A 17,485-nucleotide genomic window follows, 5' to 3' on the forward strand; every position below is an offset into this window, starting at 1 on the left:
CGGAGCTGGACTTGGCAAGGGTTGTTCGGATCCCTTACGTTTAATAATTGGACGATCATATTGCAACACCACATAGCTGGACGGACGCTGCGCCAAACGGAAGGTGCTTTTGGTACCAATCACCTCGAACTGATCTGCATCAGGTCCTTCAAGTTCTGGCGTTGACAGTGAAATCACTTTAATCGGTACCTGATCATTAAAGCGCAGACCACTATCATTGATGCAATCGTCTGGACGTTGTTTCGGGGCTTTACCTCGTTGATAGGTAATAGTGACCTGTTCCCCCTCGGGTTCTGTCATGGGTTGCACTTCGCCCAGCAGGCTAGGTTGATGCGGATTATCAACCGGACGCTTCTCCGATTTCTCACCGAATAGCTGCTTCTCGAACCAGGCCACTCGTCGTTTCAGTGCCTCGTTTTCATCACGTAGAACGCTATTCTCAGCGTTCAGGCGCGCCAGTTCTGCGACGGTTAAGTCGCTCTTGGAGCAGGCTGTTTCTGTTTGTTCTGGTGGTAGTTTCATGGGGGTGGATTATACCAGACCCCACCTTAAATCGAATGTTGATAGCGCTTATATTGACGGATTTTTTGCACTTCAATGCCATCTAAAATCAATTGCAGATCAGTCCAGCTCAGAGGGCGCTGTCCACTGGCTGAAGCGCTCACGCGGAACTGTCCCTGTTCAAGCCGTTTACTCCATAAGCAGTAGCCCGACGGTTCAAAATAAAGCACCTTCATCTGGGTTTTGCGTCGATTGACGAAGACGAAGTACTGGCCGCTCAGCGGGTTGTGGTTAAGCTGATTCTTCACCAATGCACTCAATCCTTGAAATGACTTGCGCATGTCAGTCGGTTGAGTGCAAAGCCAGATCCGAGCAAGGTTGCCGGGCGCAAACATCAGGGACGACTCAGGCGAAGCTCGACACCCTCGCCTAGACTGAGCACTATTGACCAGCCGCTACCTGCATGACTGTCTGACAAGGTGCCAAGGTCAATAAATGCAGCCCCTTCTGAGCGCTGGGATTGGGGGCTAACTGAACGTTCATTGATAAGTCGCTTGCGCCAGTCACAAAAGCTGGCATAGCCTAAGCCTTGCTCTTCGCAAAAACGTGCAGCGGAGAGACCGCTGTTACGCCACTGATCGATAAAGATCTGCCATTGCTCTGGGGTATGACGGGTATAGCGTTTCATATGATGCTCTCCTAAATAAATAGGAGGCTAGATTATCGCGCGATGAGTGCGAGGGGCAGAACGTATTAAAATGAACGGTTACCTATGGCGGGCGTTCAGGCTGTAGAAAAACCTCTCCATCTATGCTTTGATAAGACTTTCAGGAAACGGAGGCTCTGGGATGGCAAAGTTCAAACATTATGATTACAACCAGATGTCGATGGTGGTGATTAACTACCTAGAACAGATCCAACCTGGCACGTTTGAATTCGCACTGCATTACCTGATCTCTGAAAAACTCGACTTATCGGCTTTTCACAAGCCTTACAAAAATGATGCTGAAGGTCGCCCAGCATACGACCCAGCGATACTGCTCAAAATTATATTATTTGCTTACTCAAAGGGTATTACCTCCAGCCGTGAGATCCAGTGGTGCTGTGAAACCAATATCATTTTCAAAGCATTATCTTGCGATACAGTGCCGCACTTTACTACAATTGCTCACTTTGTCAGTAGCCGAGCTCAGGCAATAGAAGCCTTATTTGAACAAGTGCTACTCATCTGTGATCAACAAGGATTGTTGGGCCATGAACTCTTTGCCATAGATGGTTGTAAGATGCGCTCCAATGCATCCAAGGAATGGTCTGGCACCTTTAAAGAACTGGAACAGAAGCGTCAAAAGCTCAAGCGCTTGATCCAGTTTCATCTCAGTGAGCATCAAGAAAAAGATTCCTGTGAAAGTGAAGAATCATTGGAACGTAATAATCGTAAGACTAAAACCATTCAAACACTGGATGCGGCTGCCAATAAGATCGATGCTTTTTTAAAGCAGAACCAGCCGAGGATGGGTAAAGGCAACCGCAGCAAGGAAGTGAAGAGCAATATCACTGATCCAGAGTCAGCCAAGATGACGACCAGTAAAGGCACCATTCAAGGCTTCAACGGTGTTGCAGCCGTCGACAAAAAGCATCAAGTTATCATTGATGCACAAGTCTTCGGTGAAGGGCAGGAACATCATACACTCTAAAGCGAAACCACTGATTCCCGCTAGCGAGTTCCAGTTTGATCTAGTTAGGATGATATGTATTTGTCCGGCGGGTGAGCAGATTAGTCATCGGGGAGTTAAAACGAATGAACGTGGTCAATGCACAGCCTATTTTGAAGGTCGATTACTGCAATGTCGTCATTGCGCTATAAAAGATAAGTGCATGAAGAATCCAGCGTCAGCGAATCATCGCAAAGGTGCCAGAAGACAAGTCAGTTTTGCACTTAACGACCAGCGTGCGCCGACCTATACTGACTGGATGAAGCACCGAGTGGATAGTCCTAAAGGGAAGCAAATTTATAGCCATCGAATGTCTGTTGTGGAGNGCTTGGTCAGCGGTTGCAACCCCACTAATGTTGGGTGCCATGTCAGAAATAACGACATCAACGGGCTCTTGACCTATCGCATCCAGTATCTGTTCGAAAACACTATTGAATCAGGTGAGATAATAATTAATTCGGATGATTTTAGGAAAAACTCCTATATACACTCCAAGGCAATTCGCTGAAAATAGCTTCAAGACAGAGCGCAAAGGATTGCGGTAAGCCCACAGGAAGTGGGCCTCTGTCTCCTTCAAGGAAGGTGTATGGCTGCAGGGATGCAGCTGCATGGATGCAAAGTTGACGATCGATGAAACTCTCCTCGTATAACCCCTCCACGCAATCCCATCTCTAAATATTACTCAAGTATTAAGAATCTTTACAACACGAAATGTATTCAACCCGGTAACACTAGGGTTTATATCGATAAATTACATGCCGTACAATCTTGGTATGGAGCTTTTATAGTTAGCTCGTTGCTTCAGTTATAGTATCTATGATGAGTTCAGGGTTATCATCAGGTAGTCCCCATCCTCCAATTCATACCAAGAGAATCTGTTTTGACCCGAATAGCCATTTTTGTCGATGTTCAAAATATATATTACACCACGCGTCAAGTATTTGGACGGCAGTTTAATTATCGTGCTTTTTGGCAAAAAGTGAGTGAGTTGGGCGACATAGTGGTCGCTACTGCCTACGCTATAGATCGTGGAGATTCACAGCAGCAAAAGTTTCAGGATGCCCTGAGACATATTGGATTTGATGTAAAGCTCAAGCCTTATATTCAACGATGTGATGGCTCTGCCAAAGGTGATTGGGATGTTGGTATTACTATAGACGCATTGCTTTGCGCAGAGGCCGTTGACCGGGTGATTTTGTTGTCTGGAGACGGTGATTTTGATTTGTTATTGCACACTCTTAGGGAGCGCTATCAGGTTTACAGTTATTTGTTTAGCGTTCCCGGATTAACTGCTCACTCTTTGATCGCGAGTGCAGATGAGTGGGTTGCTATAGATGGATCTTTGCTGCAATAGGCTATATGGGTCTAACTACTATTGCGATCGGGTTTTCGATATTAATGGCACTTTAGGAAAAACTCCTATATACAACTAAAGTCTATACATTGATAATGGCACCAAGACAGAGCACAAGGGATTGTGGTTGCTTGAAGGATTCAGGCCTCTGTCCTATTTCACAGGATTGTGATATTGCCGCAAGGAAGCGGCACACTGATTTTCTCTCTAATGACCTCTCTTTACACTCCGCTAGCCACTCTATATCATCTATTCATCCGTTGGGGTGCCGTGAAAGGCTGAGAAGTTTTATAAACTAACCCATCGAACCTGATACGGGTAATACCGGCGAAGGGAACGGTGATCTTCTTGTGCTTTGCCATTCCCTCATGCTTATTCCCATACGTTTAATCGGCTAATTTTAATATTTGCATATCGCTCATATTGACCTATCTAGGGGGAATGATGAGAGTACAAGTAGTAGGTGCAGGGGTTGCAGGTCTATGCGTTGCAAATGAGCTATCTTCTCGTGGAGTTGAAGTCAGCTTACACGACAAGCATAGCCCGCCAGGTCCGCATGCATGTTCATGGTGGGCAGGTGGAATGTTAGCTCCCTTCTGCGAAGGTGAAAGTGCGGAAGAGCCCGTCATACGCTTGGGCCGAAGAGCGGCGTCTTGGTGGCAGAAGTTTACGGGCTCTGTTGATTATAAAGGCTCGTTAGTTTTATCGGCCAAGCGTGATAAAAATGAGTTATTGCGTTTTGCCAGTATGACTAGCCATCATCGCTGGGTGGATCACCTTTCTATTGCTGAGTTAGAACCCGATTTAGCGGGTCATATACGTCAGGGGCTTTATTTCGACTCTGAAGCTCACCTAGACCCCAGAGTTGCGTTAGCGCGTCTTGTCGATACTTTAGCGTCTCAGGGTGTTGTATGTACTCAAGAGGAGCCTTTAAGTGACATACTCACAATCGATTGTCGTGGGTTAGCAGCGAAGGATGCTTTAGCCGATCTACGCGGTGTTAAAGGTGAAATGTTAATCTTAAAGAATCCTGAACTTAATATTAGTCGTCCAGTTCGCTTTATTCATCCGCGTATGCCTCTATATATCGTACCACGAGGGAGTGGGGTGTATATGCTGGGTGCGACTATGATTGAATCTTCAGATCGATCTCGTATTACCGCTCGTTCGATGTTAGAACTTTTATCGGCTGCTTACGCTCTTCATCCTGCCTTTGCCGAATCTGAGGTTCTTGAAATTGGTGTGGATGTACGTCCTGCCTTCCCAGATAACCTTCCTAGAATACGACGCAGAGGCAATAGGCTATTTATTAATGGCCTTTATCGGCATGGGTATCTATTGGCTCCTGCTTTAGCCGAGATGACCGCAGACTACATATTGACTCATAAACAACCGGAGTTGATGGATGAATGTACTATTTAATGGTGAGAACGTTGAAGTAAGCGCCTCAAATTTGGCAGAGTGCTTGGTTTTGTTAGGTGTTTCAGATCAGCATATTGCAACCGCCGTGAATGGAGAGTTTGTACCTCGTTCTCAGCGTCATCAATTACAATTGACAGAGGGAGATCGGCTGGAAGTCGTTTCCCCTATGCAAGGTGGCTAACATGGCTAGATTTTACGATGTCGACATCACAAATCCTTTGATGCTTGGCACGGCACTTTACCCTTCTCCTGCAATATTGAAAGACGCTTTTAAAGTATCTGGTGCCGAAATTGCGACAGTGTCTTTACGTCGTGAGCAGGGCGCAGGACAGGATTTTTGGTCTTTAATTAAGTCTATGAACTTGCGTTTACTTCCTAATACAGCAGGGTGCTATTCAGTGAAAGAGGCCGTGACAACTGCGTACATGGCGCGAGAAGTCTTTGATACATCTTGGATTAAATTAGAAGTTATCGGTCATACGGATACATTACAGCCAGAACCCTTTGCATTGGTTGAAGCCGCTCGGATTCTGAGTGAGGATGGGTTTCAAGTTTTTCCTTACATGACGGATGATCTGGTTTTAGCGGATCGATTGGTTGAAGTGGGTTGCCGAGTATTAATGCCCTGGGGAGCACCTATTGGCTCGGGCTTAGGTCTGAACAACGAGTATGCACTAAAAACCTTACGAAACTACTTTCCTGACATTCCTTTAGTTGTAGATGCCGGAATCGGTCTTCCTTCTCATGCCGCTAGAGCAATGGAGCTAGGTTTCGATGCCATTCTACTGAATACCGCTGTTGCCAAAGCGCAAGACCCTGTCAAAATGGCACAGGCATTTTCGCTAGCTATACAGGCTGGTGCCCTAGGTTATCAGGCTGGACCGATGGAAGTGCGCGATATGGCGTCTCCATCCACACCCGTGATAGGTAAGGCCTGGTTATGATGTCTCTTCCCATTTTCTATCCGTTGCTCGATTCTGTTGAAGGAGTTGAGCTAGCTGCGCGATTAGGTGTTCGTTTTGCACAACTTCGGATTAAGTCAGGAGGGCATGAGACGATACGAGATAACATTCGTCAAAGCCTAGCCATTGCCCGTGAGGCCAATATGATGTTAGTGATTAATGATCATTGGCAGTTGGCCATAGAAGAGGGGGCTGATTGGGTGCACCTAGGGCAAGAAGACCTTATCCAAGCAGATCTAAATGCGTTACGTAGAGCAGGGATTTCGTTAGGTATCAGCACTCACTCACAAGAAGAACTTGAGCGTGCACTCTTGTTAAATCCAGACTACATAGCACTAGGCCCTATTTACCCTACGCAAACGAAGTCGTTGACTTGGTCTGCGCAAGGGCTAGAGCGTATTTCAGAATGGAAAGCTCAACTGGGCCAGATTCCGCTTTGTGTCATAGGTGGCATTACATTGGAGCGTTCTAACGCTGTATTGGCGTCAGGGGCGGATATCATTGCCGTCGTGAGTGATGTTTCGTTGCACCCTGACCCGTCTGAGCGCATTCGTGAGTGGTTAACCTGCTACGGTTAGGCAACCCCGTAGCTGTCTCTGTAGCGTTTGATGGCGTCTAATTGCTTGGTTAAGTCGCCGCGTTCTTGCAAGTAATCAATTAAAAGGTTGAGATTAATGATACTGGCAACAGGAATGTTGAAATCCAATTCTACTTCCTGGATAGCGGAGAGTTCGCCAGTTCCTTTTTCTTGACGATTCAGTGCGATCAAGACTCCGGCAGGCTTCGCATTGGCTTGCTCTATAATCTGCATGACTTCACGGATGGCTGTACCCGCCGTGATAACATCATCGATTATTAAGGCTCTGCCGATCAAAGGTGCGCCAACCAAGCTACCGCCTTCGCCATGATCCTTCGCTTCTTTGCGATTGAACACGTAAGGTGTGTCAATACTATGGTCAGTATATAAGGCGACAGCTGTGCTCGCGGCTAATGGAATACCTTTATAGGCGGGACCTAATAGAACGTCATATTCTATTCCGGAATTGATCAAGGCTGCCGCGTAAAATTTGCCCAAACGCGCCAGTGCTTCCCCTGTACAGAATAAACCTGCATTAAAAAAATAGGGACTGACACGTCCTGACTTGAGCGTGAACTCGCCAAATCTGAGGACATTTTTTTCAATAGCAAACTCAATAAACTCACGTTGATAGTCAAGCATTTTAGTATTTCACTGGTTTCGTCTGATGGTGTATGAACAATAATACCTGTCTGATCCCATATCCGTCATTAATTGATTGGATATAAATTTCATTTTTGGTCGCTTCCCGATACAATCTATAGTCAATAAGTATAACTGGCTACTTGCTCAATGGGGCTAACTTACTATGCGCGTGATTTCATTCAATACACAGGGTATTGAACAAGCAGCTGAAAAAGGCTTTTTTGACTGGATGGTTAAGCAAGATGCAGACGTTGTCTGTTTGCAAAGTTTGCGAGCCAAAGAGTATCAGCTGGATGACGAACGCTATCATCCTGAGGGTTATCATGCCTATTTCTTTGATGCGTTCGAGGATGGATTCAGTGGAGTCGCGATCTACACTCGACATGTACCCAAAGCAATCATGACCGGCCTTGGGTTTGAGCAGTGTGATTTTAATGGGCGCTTTATTCAGGCGGATTTTGATAAATTCAGCATATCATCGTTGACGATCCCATCAGGTCTGAAAAGTGATGAAGCGCAAGCGGCTAAAATGGAATATTTAGATTTGTTTATGGGCCACTTGAAAAAGACACTCCGTAAGCGTCGTGATTTCATTTTTACAGGTACGTTCAATATTGCACATAAGCCAATAGATTTGAGTAATTGGTATGTCAATCAACGAGTGTCTGGCTTTTTGGCTGAAGAGCGTGTCTGGATTGAAGAAGTTTTTGGTGAAATGGCTTTTGTAGATGCTTTTCGTCAGGTGAATAAAGCGGAGCGACAGTACACTTGGTGGCCGGAGTATAACCGTGCCTGGAAGCTCAATGAAGGTGCGCGGTTAGATTATCAAATCACCACGCCGAACTTGCGTAAATCAGTCAAGTCTGTGTCTATTTACAAAGAGCAGCGCTTCTCTGAACATGCGCCTCTAATTATTGATTATGACCTGACATTTTAAAATCTAGGGACGTGAGAGAGGACCGCATAGTGTCCTCTCAGTATCGCGTTCTTAAGTGTTCGATAATGCCGCTTTTTGTATCTCTAACAACTCTTTGATGCCTTTTTGGGCAAGCCCCAGCATTTCATTAAGCTGCTCCTGAGAGTAGGCTGCACCTTCTGCTGTGCCTTGAACCTCAATGAAGCCTCCTTGATCTGTCATAACGACATTCATATCGGTTTCGGCATCAGAATCCTCATTATAGTCCAAGTCTAGAATGGCTTGACCTTTGTGTATCCCTACCGATATAGCGGCAATGGCTTGTTTTAGCGGGTTGCCTTTTACGGCGCCATTTTTATCGCGGCGTAAAGCATTAATAGCATCGACCAGCGCCACATAGGCTCCCGTGATAGAAGCTGTACGAGTTCCGCCATCGGCTTGAATAACATCACAATCAATTAAAATCGTGTTTTCACCAAGTTTTTTAAGATCTACCGCAGCACGCAACGAGCGCCCAATCAGTCGTTGAATTTCAAGCGTCCGTCCACTTTGCTTACCTTTGGTGGCTTCACGATCATTACGCGTATTGGTTGCACGTGGCAACATACCGTACTCTGCTGTTACCCAACCGGAGCCTGAGCCACGAAGAAAACGAGGAACACCACGGTCGACAGAGGCGGTACAGATTACCTTGGTATTTCCAAACTCAACCAACACAGAGCCTTCGGCATGCTGGGTAAAATTACGAGTGATTTTTATCGGGCGCAACTGGTCTGGTGCACGCCCACCGGCACGCAATTTATCCAGACCCAGATTTTTTAGCTGCTCAGACAGCGGAGAACTCATGGTGTTTCCTTTCAGTTGTATGCATAGAGCTGGACGCTCAGGACTGTTAGAATTGATTGCTTATTCTAAACGAGAAGCGACGATTATGACACGCAGCATGACAGCTTTTGCACGCCAAAGCCAAATCCATCAATCCTGTGAGCTGACCTGGGAGCTGCGCTCTGTTAATAGTCGCTATTTAGAGCTTCATTTTAAATTACCTGAAGCATTTCGCTCGCTGGAGCCATTACTGCGTGATTTGCTAAAAAACCGTTTTGCGAGAGGGAAAATTGAGTGTGCGCTTCGTTATCAGGCAGAAGCGGGAGCCGATCAACTCGAACTCAACCAAGCATTACTCAGCCAGTTAATTATGCTGTCAAAGCAACTTAATGAGCAACTTGAAACGCCTCATCCTATATCGCCTCTTGAGCTTATGAAGTGGCCAGGTGCTTTGCAAACACAGACGTTAAATATCGAAGCTTTGTCCCAAGCCGCATTGGCTGCATTTCACCTTGCTGTAGAGGAGCTAGAAAGTGCAAGGGCGAGAGAGGGGGCACAGTTAGCGCTGCTGATTCAGAGTCGTATAGATGATATTCGCTTGATACTGGATAATGTTAAACAGATATTACCTGAGTTACTCGCCGCCCAAGTCATGCAGTTAGGTACGAGGCTGGAGAGTTTTAAGGAACAGTTAGATCCAAGCCGTTTGGAGCAAGAGATGGTGATCTTGGCACAAAAAGCGGATGTTGCCGAAGAGTTGGATCGATTAGAGACACACTTACAGGAAGTTGAGCGAGTCTTGGGGGTGGAGGAGGCCAGTGGGAGACGCTTAGATTTTTTAATGCAGGAGCTTAACCGTGAGGCGAATACTTTAGCCTCTAAATCGATTGCCACACTCACGACCCACTACGCGGTGGACTTGAAGGTGTTGATTGAGCAGATGCGAGAGCAGATCCAGAATATTGAATAGGTTCCTGGGTGGAAAGTTATCCGCCCAAGACTGTCTTAAAAGCCCTGTATTGACTGACGCCTCTGCATTTCTGTTCGCGTCTGTTCTCATTTTAGCGTAGCGGTATGCTTCGTAAGTGTGTCTCGATTGCTTCAACCATCGATTTGGTAAGCGGTAAGTGAGCTTTTTCTTTCGCCCATACCTCATGAAAGCCTGCCACTGTTTGCTTGGCGGTATCCAACACCAACTTTTCAGGTAACATGGCTTTAGCGGCCAAGTGTGATAATTCATCCATCGTGAAATCGGTGAATTTTTTGCTACGGCTAACCTTTAGCGACGCACTATCATCGGGGATATAGGGAATGGTCGAGACAAAGTCATAAGCGGGTGCAATAGATGCTGTGCGCTTGTCTTTGTAGATCACAGACCAATTCTTCAAATGCATATCAGCATTACCTATTAACGTGTTGAACACCAATCTGCGTGTAAATTCTGCGATGTCCTCGTCTTGACCTTCGATACCAATAACCTGAGCAATATTACGCATACTGGCTTTTTTGTATTTATCTTGAGGATATACACCAAACACTTGCGCAAAGTCCTCAATGTGTACGGCTTGACCATCTGCACGGTCAAAACGCTTGATCACAAATGCCTGAGCATTTTTAAAAGAGTCACCAAACTTTCCAATCCCTTGCGGGATGTTAGCAATCTGGTTAATGGGGAGTAGTTTAGTCTCTGGTACATCCATTCCCAGCATTCGAGCCAACTCCATCATCGAATATTCATTTTCTGGCACGTCTTCAAATCGAGACGACGGCAATTTCACTATCCATGAGCCACCTTTACCCGTAGCTGGGATGGTCAAACCGCCGTTAGCCTGCTGCACCGCTGAAAACTTCAATTGCACACCCGCCAATGAAAAGCGCATAGGGGCTTCAATTTTCGTTTCATCGTCTATATCTTGATGCACATTAGGCGGCAGCGCTTCACCATCGGCCGGTTCAACCGTGATCGCGCCTGCTAAATCCTGCCCTAATACCCACAGTAAAAAAAATTCCCGCGCAGGGTTCACACCGGCACGTTCTGCCAGGTAATTACGCATGGTTTCTTCTGGCAAAAGGTTGGAGAAAAATGGAGTTAACTTGGTTTGGGTAGGTTTGAAGTTGGTCAGCAAGCCACCCAGTGCATCTTTAAAGCCAAGCCCCAACATAGGCCGTGATTCGTCATTAATGTACGAATCCATAAAAGCAAATAGCGTTCTGTCATTGCCCACGTTAGTGATCGTTGCGATGGGTTCGCCGTAGAGCAAAACGTTTAACGTAGAGACATTATTAGTCATCGTCGTTTTCCTCTAACTGATATACGGGCGACATTGGCTCATTTTCATCGCTGATGCCGTTAATACCTTGGCTACTTCGAATGATCGACTTGATGGCAGGCACAGACTTTTTAGGAGCGACAAATAACTCTAGGTCGAGTACACGGGCAAGTGCAATCAAACTGGACATTCTTAAATCAACGCCGCCAGACTCAATTTTCGATATATGGCTTTGAGGCACGCCCGAACGAGCACTTAACTCTCTCTGGCTAAACCCCTTGCGTACCCGAGCTTCTCGAAGGCTTTCTAGTATCTGTTCTGTTACATAGCTCATTTCGATATGCCTTAATGTATCATTTGATGAATAATATATATAAAAACATATCATTCCAACCCAAGTAATACAAGGGTGATTAGTTATTATATATCATAAAATATATTTTGATATGTAATTATAGATAAACCATAACACGCACAGCTCACTTGCTGTGGGCGGTTGGGACAATGGGGCAACACTTGATATAGCAAGCTTTAGAAGGTGAATAAGAGGAAACCGAACGGGGCAATAGGGACTTAGCAAAGTTTATAATTGGGTTAAATGCTCCCTTAACGCTGCAAAATTAGCCAACCACATCAGTGGAAAATGCCCGCGCTGCTGGCTGGTCGCTGCGTCTTGTTCAGTTTTTTCTACCAAACTAAAGCGCCAAAGTGGGTAAACCTTGTCAATGGCTAAATCCGTCATGAAACTATCCCACTGCCAACTTAGCAGCCTGCTGCCACATAAAGTGTGGCATTGGCTCTTTTAACTGCCACGTAATACTCATTGGTTGCGAGCCTTTATGTGACACATATTCCACTTCACCGTAATTCACAAAACCCATGGTGCGACCATATTCATCTTTAGTTTGTTCGCGCACAAATAAAAACAGTCGCTTACCCATTCTTTTATGTTGGATGTATTCCAAACCGCGCCCCTTGTCTGGCCTTGCGCTATTTTGCGACTGCCAGTGAAAGAGATGCTCATTAATCGCGTAATCGTGATACATAGTAGTGGGCGAAAACTGCTTTTCATTTTTGTCCAAGGTGACAAACATCAGTTCAATATTTTGATCTTTCAGCACAAACACACCTTCGCGTGCTGGCGGCTGGCGCTCAAACGTGGTCGCACCAAATGCCACCAATATTTGCTCACGCGCATAACGTGCATGCAACCTGAGTGAAACCTCAGGCAAAGCCTGCATTATGGGTTGCTCATGCTTGGTTTGAGAGATTTGCCAGTTAACAACGTCCAAAAGTTCTGCTTTTAACTTGCAAGCATTCAGTTTCGCTAAGCTCTGATCAATGGAATCGAATCCACATTCAGGTCCCGTTTCCTGCCAGAAATCGTAATGACACATCAAGGCATGACGTTGACTACGATTTTCAACAACAAAGTTATTTTGGCAAAGCAGTTTTAAGAAACTCAAATAGGCATGGTCATCGCAGGTTAAAATTCGGTTATGAATGGCCTTCCTAAGCATTTTCAGCAGATCTTCATCCGCTGAATTTTCGTTGATTTCATCTTTAGCTTGCTGAACCAGCTGTGACCAACTCCTTCGCTTATAAAGCTCATTCAAGTCGATGTGCGGATTCAGGGTTAAGAAATTGGACAAGGTTAACGGCAGTGTGGAATGCTGAGGATACTGACGGATCATCGCGACTAGGCGTTTCAACGTTAATAAAGCTTGACGAATATTGCTGAGCACCATTTCTTGCGTGCGCTTACTCAACTCAATGCGACAACCAAGTGGCGCGTGGGGGAACCCTTGCTTTATTTCTTCGCTGATCGCTCGATGACTTTTACCCATTAAGGCTCTAAATTTATTGGCAAAATCATATTCAGGACGTGAGTTGCCAACAAAATCCAACACGGTACAGCACTCTTTTCCCTCAGCTAAACGCAAACCTCGGCCAAGCTGTTGCAAGAAAATCGTGAGGCTTTCTGTCGGGCGCAAAAACAATAAGGTATCGACTTCGGGAATATCGACACCTTCATTGAAGATATCGACCACACAAAGCAAGTTAATGCTGCCAGAACGAATAGCTTGCTGCTTTTGTTGCCGCTCATGGCTGTTATCACTGGTCAGCACATCCGCTTTAATGCCTTTTAATAAGAGTTGCTGTGTCATGTACTGGGCGTGCTCTTTACTCACACAAAAAGCGAGCGCTTTCATTTTGCTAATATCTGTCAGGATTTCCCGCATACTCAGTAAAATTTTATTAAAACGAACTTGGTTGTGAGTATAAAGGTTGGTTAATTGCGCAATATCATAGCGCCCCCGACTCCACGCTATGGTGCGAAGATCGGTATCGTCATCAATACCAAAATACTGAAATGGGCAAAGATGTCGGCGATTAATGGCTTCCGGCAAACGGATCTCAGCGGCAATTACACCACCGAAATCTGCTAGAATATCCCCACCATCATGGCGCTCTGGTGTGGCAGTAAGACCGAGCAATATAGCTGGAGAAAAATGCTCCAGCAATGCGCGATAGCTAGTCGCAGCAATATGGTGCACCTCATCAATTACAATGTAGTCATAATAGTCAGCGGTTAGGTTAAGCTGATCCAACTGATTGTTCAGGGTTTGGATAGAAACAAACAATTGCCGATAGTGTTCTGGCGTATGTCCGCCAACCCAAAGTTCACCAAAAGTGCCATTACGCAATACACCACGATAAGCTGCTCTTGCTTGTTTTAAAATTTCTTCTCGGTGCGCAACAAATAAGAAATTTGCTTGCGGCTTTTCTTTGACAAAACGCACAAAATCAAAGGCTGAAATTAGGGTTTTTCCGGTGCCAGTTGCCGCAACCACTAAATTACGAAAGCGCTGATGCACATTACGCTCAACAGTCAGCTGTTCCAAAATGTCACTTTGATGAGGGAAAGGCGAAATATCAAAGAAATGGGTTGGGCTAGCTTCATAACCACCACGCTGCTGACTCAAGGCTTTTTTGAGTTTTTCACTGCTTATCTCATCGTCACTAAAGCGTTCAAAATCATTAGAAGCCCAATAGGTTTCAAAGGTACTCAATGATTTATTGATAATGTGGGGGATTTCTTGTGAAGTAATTTTTAAATTCCACTCTAAGCCATTGGTTAACGCCGAATGGGAAAGGTTAGAGGATCCGATATAACCCGTGTGGTAGCCCGTGTTGCGCAAAAATAGGTAGCTCTTGGCATGCAGCCTTTCACGCTCTGTGTTGTAACTCAGCTTGACTTCGGTATTGGGTAAACTCGCCAAGTACTCAACCGCTTTCGCGTCAGTCGCCCCCATATAGGATGTGGTAATGATTTTTAGCTCGCGGCCGCTAGAGGTAAATTCTTCTAACTCTTTGCGAAAAATCCGTATTCCTGCCCATTTAATAAATGACACAAGCCAGTAAATCCTATCCGCAGATAAGATCTCCCGTTTTAATTCAGATTCAAGGGACAACCCAGCATTACTGCCACAAAACAGCTCGCTTTGACTTAGTCCGGTTAACGGAAAAATGTCGTTAATATAATTTTTTAAATCGGCTGAGACAGGATTTTCGAGCTCATAGAGCGCAGTCAGAATTTTACCTTGACTGGCAAGCAAATTGTCTTCGATAAAATCGTTATCTTGAATTTGTGTTTTTAGCCAGAGTAACAATTGATTGGATAAAGCAATTTGCTGTTGCAGACGATCATCACTTGAGGGGACTGACTCAATCGCATACTCAAGAATGTGTGATAAGAAACGTGATAGCCAGACGGATGCTTCACTGCTATTGAGCTCACGTTCGCCGACATAGAATCGCTCTCGGTCAATGCGACTGGCAATCAGCTTTGTTATTAACTGCTCATAAATTCCAACTTGCTGCATGATATTCCCTTTACTTTATACTGACCGCTCGCCCCTTTAGGATGGCCAGCTCAGTCACCTACTGCGGCTGTTGTTCGGCAATCACTTTTAACAATTGCAGGTTTTCTTTCGACAGCACATTAGCCAACGATTTCAGCGAGTCGAACCAGATATCAACGGGGTAATCGGGGGCGGGCATTTGCCCTTTAATCCCAATAACGCAGCGCGATTGTTTTGCGTTTTTCATTGCTTTACTCGCATAATGTGCTCGCACTCTCTACTTCCTCTACAGTCAGCGGGTGCGTAAAACAGCGTTTGAACAATAAAAAGACTGTACGCTTATACATAAGCCGAACACCTTATCAACAACTGATAATAGTGCAAGAATATTTTCCGTTTAGGGCCATAACAACCCCATACACTCTAAGGTGACGGGCTGATACTGGGTGCATCGTTTCTTACTCATTAAACGTTAAACGCCGATTCTTTCATGGCTTGTTCGGCTCGGCTGATCCCTAGGCGCTTAGCAACGGCTTGCCATTGCTTCACCGCAATTTATACTTCATCGTAAACTTGCGTGGCTTGGGTTTGAGAAAGCCGAAAAAAGTCTTTTACGTCAAAGGCTAATTGATAGTCTAAAGCGTTGTCTGCATCTGTAATGTTCAGATGCAGGCCGTGCTTACCAACTATTGGGTTTAAGTCGTAAAGTAGCTGGCACCTTGAGATTGTTCACTATCATAGTATTGGAGCTGTGTCATGGCCGATGAAAAATGCAGCCGTTGATCGCCGTCACGGTCAAACCGTTTTGTTAAAAAGGTATGATGCTGAGAGGAAAACTGCCTAATCTCACATGGAAACATGTCAACACCTGCCGCCAAAGCCAATTCATAACAGACCATCTCCCACGCCCCCACGTCAAAGGTATCATTTAGATTGGGAAACTTGGCAATCCACAAGTGGCCTTGTTCATCTGTCGCACAAGCCTTGGGTCTTGCGCCACCTAATGATGAGCCTGGAGAAATCAGCATCTTCAACCAGCGATAATACTCGTCACTGTCGATGTTATCGTCTTTTTCAATCTGCATTGCAGCGTGCTCTAACTCTCGCAGAGACGACATTGGCGGCGCAGCAAATTCAGCATTGTCATCTAAGAAAGCATCCGAGCCTGCTCGCTTAAATCGAATACCACCCATTCGGTAAGAGTCATGTACGCCCAGCAGGTAATCCAACTCGCTTAATCGACTTGTTGCTCGAATGTCCTTGCGAGCTTCAATGGCCGCACGTCGTTGCATTAAAATACGTCCCCATCTATCAGGCGACGAATCAAGAAATGCACGGAAGTTTTTATCGGCTTCATCGTTTTAGAGTTCACCGGAGTGAAGCGTCAGGATTGGGTCGATTTGCAAGCGATAGGCTGAGGTTAAAAACGCTTTATTGTAGGCAAAACTAAACACACCACCTCGGCTTGAGTCGCTGTAAGTAAGCTGCCCTATTAGCAAAGGCGCTTCAATTGGCTGCCAGTCGGCATAGACTTCAACGATTTCACGGCTCATCTTGAACCTTCTAGCAATTTTATGTTTTGCAGCTTGATACCAACTTCATCATGAGCGGCCATTTCCGCAAAGTTGCTTTCCATGCCAAGTACGGCCATTACCTTTAAGTAAGTACCTATGGCAACGCCCGGATCACCTGCGAAGACTTTGTTCACGGTTTTATGATCAAAGCCAGTTCGTTCGCACAGTAGCTTTTTGGTAAAACCACGTCGTTTCATCGCCAACAGCAAATCCTCACCAAAATGAGTCAGGATTTTACGTTGCTTTGGAAACAGTACATTGTGTAAATCACGCTTAGCCATATCACCAACCAGAGGGACTATATTCCCATTTTAATGACCATAATTGGATTAATATCCTACTTTTAGGTTTCCCTTGCGCGTTGGCCAAGGCGATGATTTGAGTCCCTAAACACCTACAGAGGCTATGTAGCTGAAAACTTTGTGCAGCAAGAACTCACCGCAGTTGGCATTGACCCAAGTTATTCATGGAATGACGCTCGCGCCGAAATCGAATTTATGAAGGGTATAACACCTGTCGATTAAGACTCTATCCCTTCAATTTCTGGCCAATCTATTTCAACGATATGCCCAGGGCCTGCATCCATTAAGATGTAAAAATCGCCATCGGGGCGAGGGAAGCGGATGCTGGACTGCCCATCCAACGCGCTCGATAGAATAATGTCTTCATCATACGTGATGACATCTAGCTGTATACCCTCAGCACCGGAGCCATCTGAAAAACCACCTTGGCAGACAATAAAACCCCCTTCAAGTTTACACTGACAGTGCGGAGAGTGCGCCCAGACAGGTAAGGCCACTAGGCTGCTGAACATCAGTAGTACTATGCAAAAAAAGCGTTTATTAGTTCTCATAATCCGTC

General features: G+C 45.5%; 20 protein-coding genes, 2 pseudogenes and 1 riboswitch. Of the genes and pseudogenes, 9 read left to right on the forward strand and 13 right to left on the reverse strand.

Features of this window, described 5'->3' with window-relative positions; genetic code table 11:
• The 3 genes and pseudogenes from DN062_RS04300 to tnpA all read right to left on the reverse strand — a co-directional run.
• Positions 1 to 399, reverse strand: a pseudogene (locus DN062_RS04300) (transposase domain-containing protein); the annotation flags it as partial.
• 149 nt (positions 400 to 548) lie between these two features.
• Positions 549 to 896 (reverse strand): IS66 family insertion sequence element accessory protein TnpB, encoded by a 348-nt coding sequence (gene tnpB, locus DN062_RS04305; protein ID WP_112157915.1) that lies wholly within the window; start codon positions 894 to 896, stop codon positions 549 to 551.
• Positions 896 to 1,189, reverse strand: coding sequence for an IS66 family insertion sequence element accessory protein TnpA (gene tnpA / locus DN062_RS04310; protein ID WP_112157917.1), 294 nt, complete (start codon positions 1,187 to 1,189; stop codon positions 896 to 898). Before tnpA ends, tnpB begins: the two co-directional genes overlap by 1 nt.
• Positions 1,190 to 1,349: 160 nt before the next feature.
• Here tnpA and DN062_RS04315 point away from each other — a divergent pair, with 160 nt between their 5' ends.
• The 7 genes from DN062_RS04315 to DN062_RS04345 all read left to right on the forward strand — a co-directional run bounded on the left by DN062_RS04315 (position 1,350) and on the right by DN062_RS04345 (position 6,529).
• On the forward strand, positions 1,350 to 2,195 hold the full coding sequence (locus DN062_RS04315; RefSeq protein ID WP_193483873.1) for a transposase: 846 nt from the start codon (positions 1,350 to 1,352) through the stop codon (positions 2,193 to 2,195).
• A gap of 49 nt (positions 2,196 to 2,244) precedes the next feature.
• Positions 2,245 to 2,721, forward strand: a complete 477-nt coding sequence (locus tag DN062_RS19135) for a transposase (RefSeq protein WP_338039957.1) — start codon at positions 2,245 to 2,247, stop codon at positions 2,719 to 2,721.
• Between the two features lie 372 nt (positions 2,722 to 3,093).
• Positions 3,094 to 3,567, forward strand: coding sequence for an NYN domain-containing protein (locus DN062_RS04325; protein ID WP_112157919.1), 474 nt, complete (start codon positions 3,094 to 3,096; stop codon positions 3,565 to 3,567).
• Between the two features lie 251 nt (positions 3,568 to 3,818).
• Positions 3,819 to 3,920, forward strand: a riboswitch (TPP riboswitch).
• Positions 3,921 to 4,011: 91 nt separating this feature from the next.
• Complete coding sequence (locus DN062_RS04330; protein WP_205126650.1) at positions 4,012 to 4,989, forward strand: FAD-dependent oxidoreductase; 978 nt, start codon at positions 4,012 to 4,014, stop codon at positions 4,987 to 4,989.
• Positions 4,973 to 5,170, forward strand: a complete 198-nt coding sequence (gene thiS / locus DN062_RS04335; protein ID WP_036507453.1) for a sulfur carrier protein ThiS — start codon at positions 4,973 to 4,975, stop codon at positions 5,168 to 5,170. Before DN062_RS04330 ends, thiS begins: the two co-directional genes overlap by 17 nt.
• Position 5,171: 1 nt before the next feature.
• A complete protein-coding gene (locus tag DN062_RS04340) occupies positions 5,172 to 5,933 on the forward strand; it encodes a thiazole synthase (protein ID WP_112157923.1) in 762 nt (253 codons plus the stop codon).
• A complete protein-coding gene (locus DN062_RS04345) occupies positions 5,930 to 6,529 on the forward strand; it encodes a thiamine phosphate synthase (RefSeq protein WP_205126651.1) in 600 nt (199 codons plus the stop codon). The genes DN062_RS04340 and DN062_RS04345 overlap by 4 nt, the downstream gene beginning before the upstream one ends.
• On the opposite strand, the gene pyrE is transcribed toward DN062_RS04345, so the two are convergent.
• On the reverse strand, positions 6,526 to 7,170 hold the full coding sequence (gene pyrE / locus DN062_RS04350) for an orotate phosphoribosyltransferase (RefSeq protein WP_112157925.1): 645 nt from the start codon (positions 7,168 to 7,170) through the stop codon (positions 6,526 to 6,528). The two genes, DN062_RS04345 and pyrE, sit on opposite strands and share 4 nt — an antisense overlap.
• A gap of 166 nt (positions 7,171 to 7,336) precedes the next feature.
• Here pyrE and DN062_RS04355 point away from each other — a divergent pair, with 166 nt between their 5' ends.
• Positions 7,337 to 8,110, forward strand: a complete 774-nt coding sequence (locus DN062_RS04355; protein ID WP_112157927.1) for an exodeoxyribonuclease III — start codon at positions 7,337 to 7,339, stop codon at positions 8,108 to 8,110.
• 51 nt (positions 8,111 to 8,161) lie between these two features.
• Here DN062_RS04355 and rph read toward each other — a convergent pair whose 3' ends face one another.
• Entirely contained in the window at positions 8,162 to 8,935 is a 774-nt protein-coding gene (gene rph, locus DN062_RS04360; RefSeq protein ID WP_112157929.1) for a ribonuclease PH, read from the reverse strand.
• Between rph and DN062_RS04365 the strand changes: the two genes are divergently transcribed.
• On the forward strand, positions 8,934 to 9,884 hold the full coding sequence (locus DN062_RS04365) for a YicC/YloC family endoribonuclease (protein WP_338039958.1): 951 nt from the start codon (positions 8,934 to 8,936) through the stop codon (positions 9,882 to 9,884). The two genes, rph and DN062_RS04365, sit on opposite strands and share 2 nt — an antisense overlap.
• Positions 9,885 to 9,975: 91 nt before the next feature.
• Here DN062_RS04365 and DN062_RS04370 read toward each other — a convergent pair whose 3' ends face one another.
• The 8 genes and pseudogenes from DN062_RS04370 to DN062_RS04405 all read right to left on the reverse strand — a co-directional run bounded on the left by DN062_RS04370 (position 9,976) and on the right by DN062_RS04405 (position 17,477).
• Positions 9,976 to 11,205: a type II toxin-antitoxin system HipA family toxin gene (locus tag DN062_RS04370; protein ID WP_112157931.1), complete on the reverse strand. Its 1,230-nt coding sequence runs from the start codon at positions 11,203 to 11,205 to the stop codon at positions 9,976 to 9,978.
• On the reverse strand, positions 11,198 to 11,518 hold the full coding sequence (locus DN062_RS04375) for a helix-turn-helix domain-containing protein (protein ID WP_112157933.1): 321 nt from the start codon (positions 11,516 to 11,518) through the stop codon (positions 11,198 to 11,200). Before DN062_RS04375 ends, DN062_RS04370 begins: the two co-directional genes overlap by 8 nt.
• 249 nt (positions 11,519 to 11,767) lie before the next feature.
• On the reverse strand, positions 11,768 to 11,926 hold the full coding sequence (locus DN062_RS04380) for a DUF2357 domain-containing protein (RefSeq protein WP_205126652.1): 159 nt from the start codon (positions 11,924 to 11,926) through the stop codon (positions 11,768 to 11,770).
• 4 nt (positions 11,927 to 11,930) lie between these two features.
• Complete coding sequence (locus tag DN062_RS04385) at positions 11,931 to 15,071, reverse strand: DEAD/DEAH box helicase (RefSeq protein WP_112157935.1); 3,141 nt, start codon at positions 15,069 to 15,071, stop codon at positions 11,931 to 11,933.
• 58 nt (positions 15,072 to 15,129) lie between these two features.
• Positions 15,130 to 15,297: an HVO_A0114 family putative DNA-binding protein gene (locus tag DN062_RS04390; RefSeq protein ID WP_205126653.1), complete on the reverse strand. Its 168-nt coding sequence runs from the start codon at positions 15,295 to 15,297 to the stop codon at positions 15,130 to 15,132.
• A 218-nt stretch (positions 15,298 to 15,515) separates the two neighbouring features.
• Positions 15,516 to 16,603: pseudogene (locus DN062_RS19185) on the reverse strand (type II toxin-antitoxin system HipA family toxin).
• Positions 16,600 to 16,905 (reverse strand): helix-turn-helix domain-containing protein, encoded by a 306-nt coding sequence (locus tag DN062_RS04400; RefSeq protein WP_004249763.1) that lies wholly within the window; start codon positions 16,903 to 16,905, stop codon positions 16,600 to 16,602. The pseudogene DN062_RS19185 and the gene DN062_RS04400 overlap by 4 nt, the downstream one beginning before the upstream one ends.
• 239 nt (positions 16,906 to 17,144) lie before the next feature.
• The gene (locus DN062_RS04405) at positions 17,145 to 17,477 is read right to left on the reverse strand and encodes a hypothetical protein (protein ID WP_112157937.1); all 333 of its coding nucleotides are present in this window, start codon (positions 17,475 to 17,477) and stop codon (positions 17,145 to 17,147) included.
• Positions 17,478 to 17,485 lie beyond the last annotated feature (8 nt).

Source organism: Nitrincola tibetensis (assembly GCF_003284585.1).
GTDB classification, from domain to species: Bacteria; Pseudomonadota; Gammaproteobacteria; order Pseudomonadales; family Balneatricaceae; genus Nitrincola; species Nitrincola tibetensis.

Bases quoted from the DNA above. Each gene is read 5' to 3' on its own strand.
- tnpB (WP_112157915.1), bottom strand. From the start codon at position 896: ATGTTTGCGCCCGGCAACCTTGCTCGGATCTGGCTTTGCACTCAACCG.
- tnpA (WP_112157917.1), bottom strand. From the start codon at position 1,189: ATGAAACGCTATACCCGTCATACCCCAGAGCAATGGCAGATCTTTATC.
- DN062_RS04315 (WP_193483873.1), top strand. From the start codon at position 1,350: ATGGCAAAGTTCAAACATTATGATTACAACCAGATGTCGATGGTGGTG.
- DN062_RS04330 (WP_205126650.1), top strand. From the start codon at position 4,012: ATGAGAGTACAAGTAGTAGGTGCAGGGGTTGCAGGTCTATGCGTTGCA.
- thiS (WP_036507453.1), top strand. From the start codon at position 4,973: ATGAATGTACTATTTAATGGTGAGAACGTTGAAGTAAGCGCCTCAAAT.
- DN062_RS04340 (WP_112157923.1), top strand. From the start codon at position 5,172: ATGGCTAGATTTTACGATGTCGACATCACAAATCCTTTGATGCTTGGC.
- DN062_RS04345 (WP_205126651.1), top strand. From the start codon at position 5,930: ATGATGTCTCTTCCCATTTTCTATCCGTTGCTCGATTCTGTTGAAGGA.
- pyrE (WP_112157925.1), bottom strand. From the start codon at position 7,170: ATGCTTGACTATCAACGTGAGTTTATTGAGTTTGCTATTGAAAAAAAT.
- DN062_RS04355 (WP_112157927.1), top strand. From the start codon at position 7,337: ATGCGCGTGATTTCATTCAATACACAGGGTATTGAACAAGCAGCTGAA.
- DN062_RS04365 (WP_338039958.1), top strand. From the start codon at position 8,934: ATGGTGTTTCCTTTCAGTTGTATGCATAGAGCTGGACGCTCAGGACTG.
- rph (WP_112157929.1), bottom strand. From the start codon at position 8,935: ATGAGTTCTCCGCTGTCTGAGCAGCTAAAAAATCTGGGTCTGGATAAA.
- DN062_RS04370 (WP_112157931.1), bottom strand. From the start codon at position 11,205: ATGACTAATAATGTCTCTACGTTAAACGTTTTGCTCTACGGCGAACCC.
- DN062_RS04375 (WP_112157933.1), bottom strand. From the start codon at position 11,518: ATGAGCTATGTAACAGAACAGATACTAGAAAGCCTTCGAGAAGCTCGG.
- DN062_RS04380 (WP_205126652.1), bottom strand. From the start codon at position 11,926: ATGACGGATTTAGCCATTGACAAGGTTTACCCACTTTGGCGCTTTAGT.
- DN062_RS04385 (WP_112157935.1), bottom strand. From the start codon at position 15,071: ATGCAGCAAGTTGGAATTTATGAGCAGTTAATAACAAAGCTGATTGCC.
- DN062_RS04390 (WP_205126653.1), bottom strand. From the start codon at position 15,297: ATGAAAAACGCAAAACAATCGCGCTGCGTTATTGGGATTAAAGGGCAA.
- DN062_RS04400 (WP_004249763.1), bottom strand. From the start codon at position 16,905: ATGGCTAAGCGTGATTTACACAATGTACTGTTTCCAAAGCAACGTAAA.
- DN062_RS04405 (WP_112157937.1), bottom strand. From the start codon at position 17,477: ATGAGAACTAATAAACGCTTTTTTTGCATAGTACTACTGATGTTCAGC.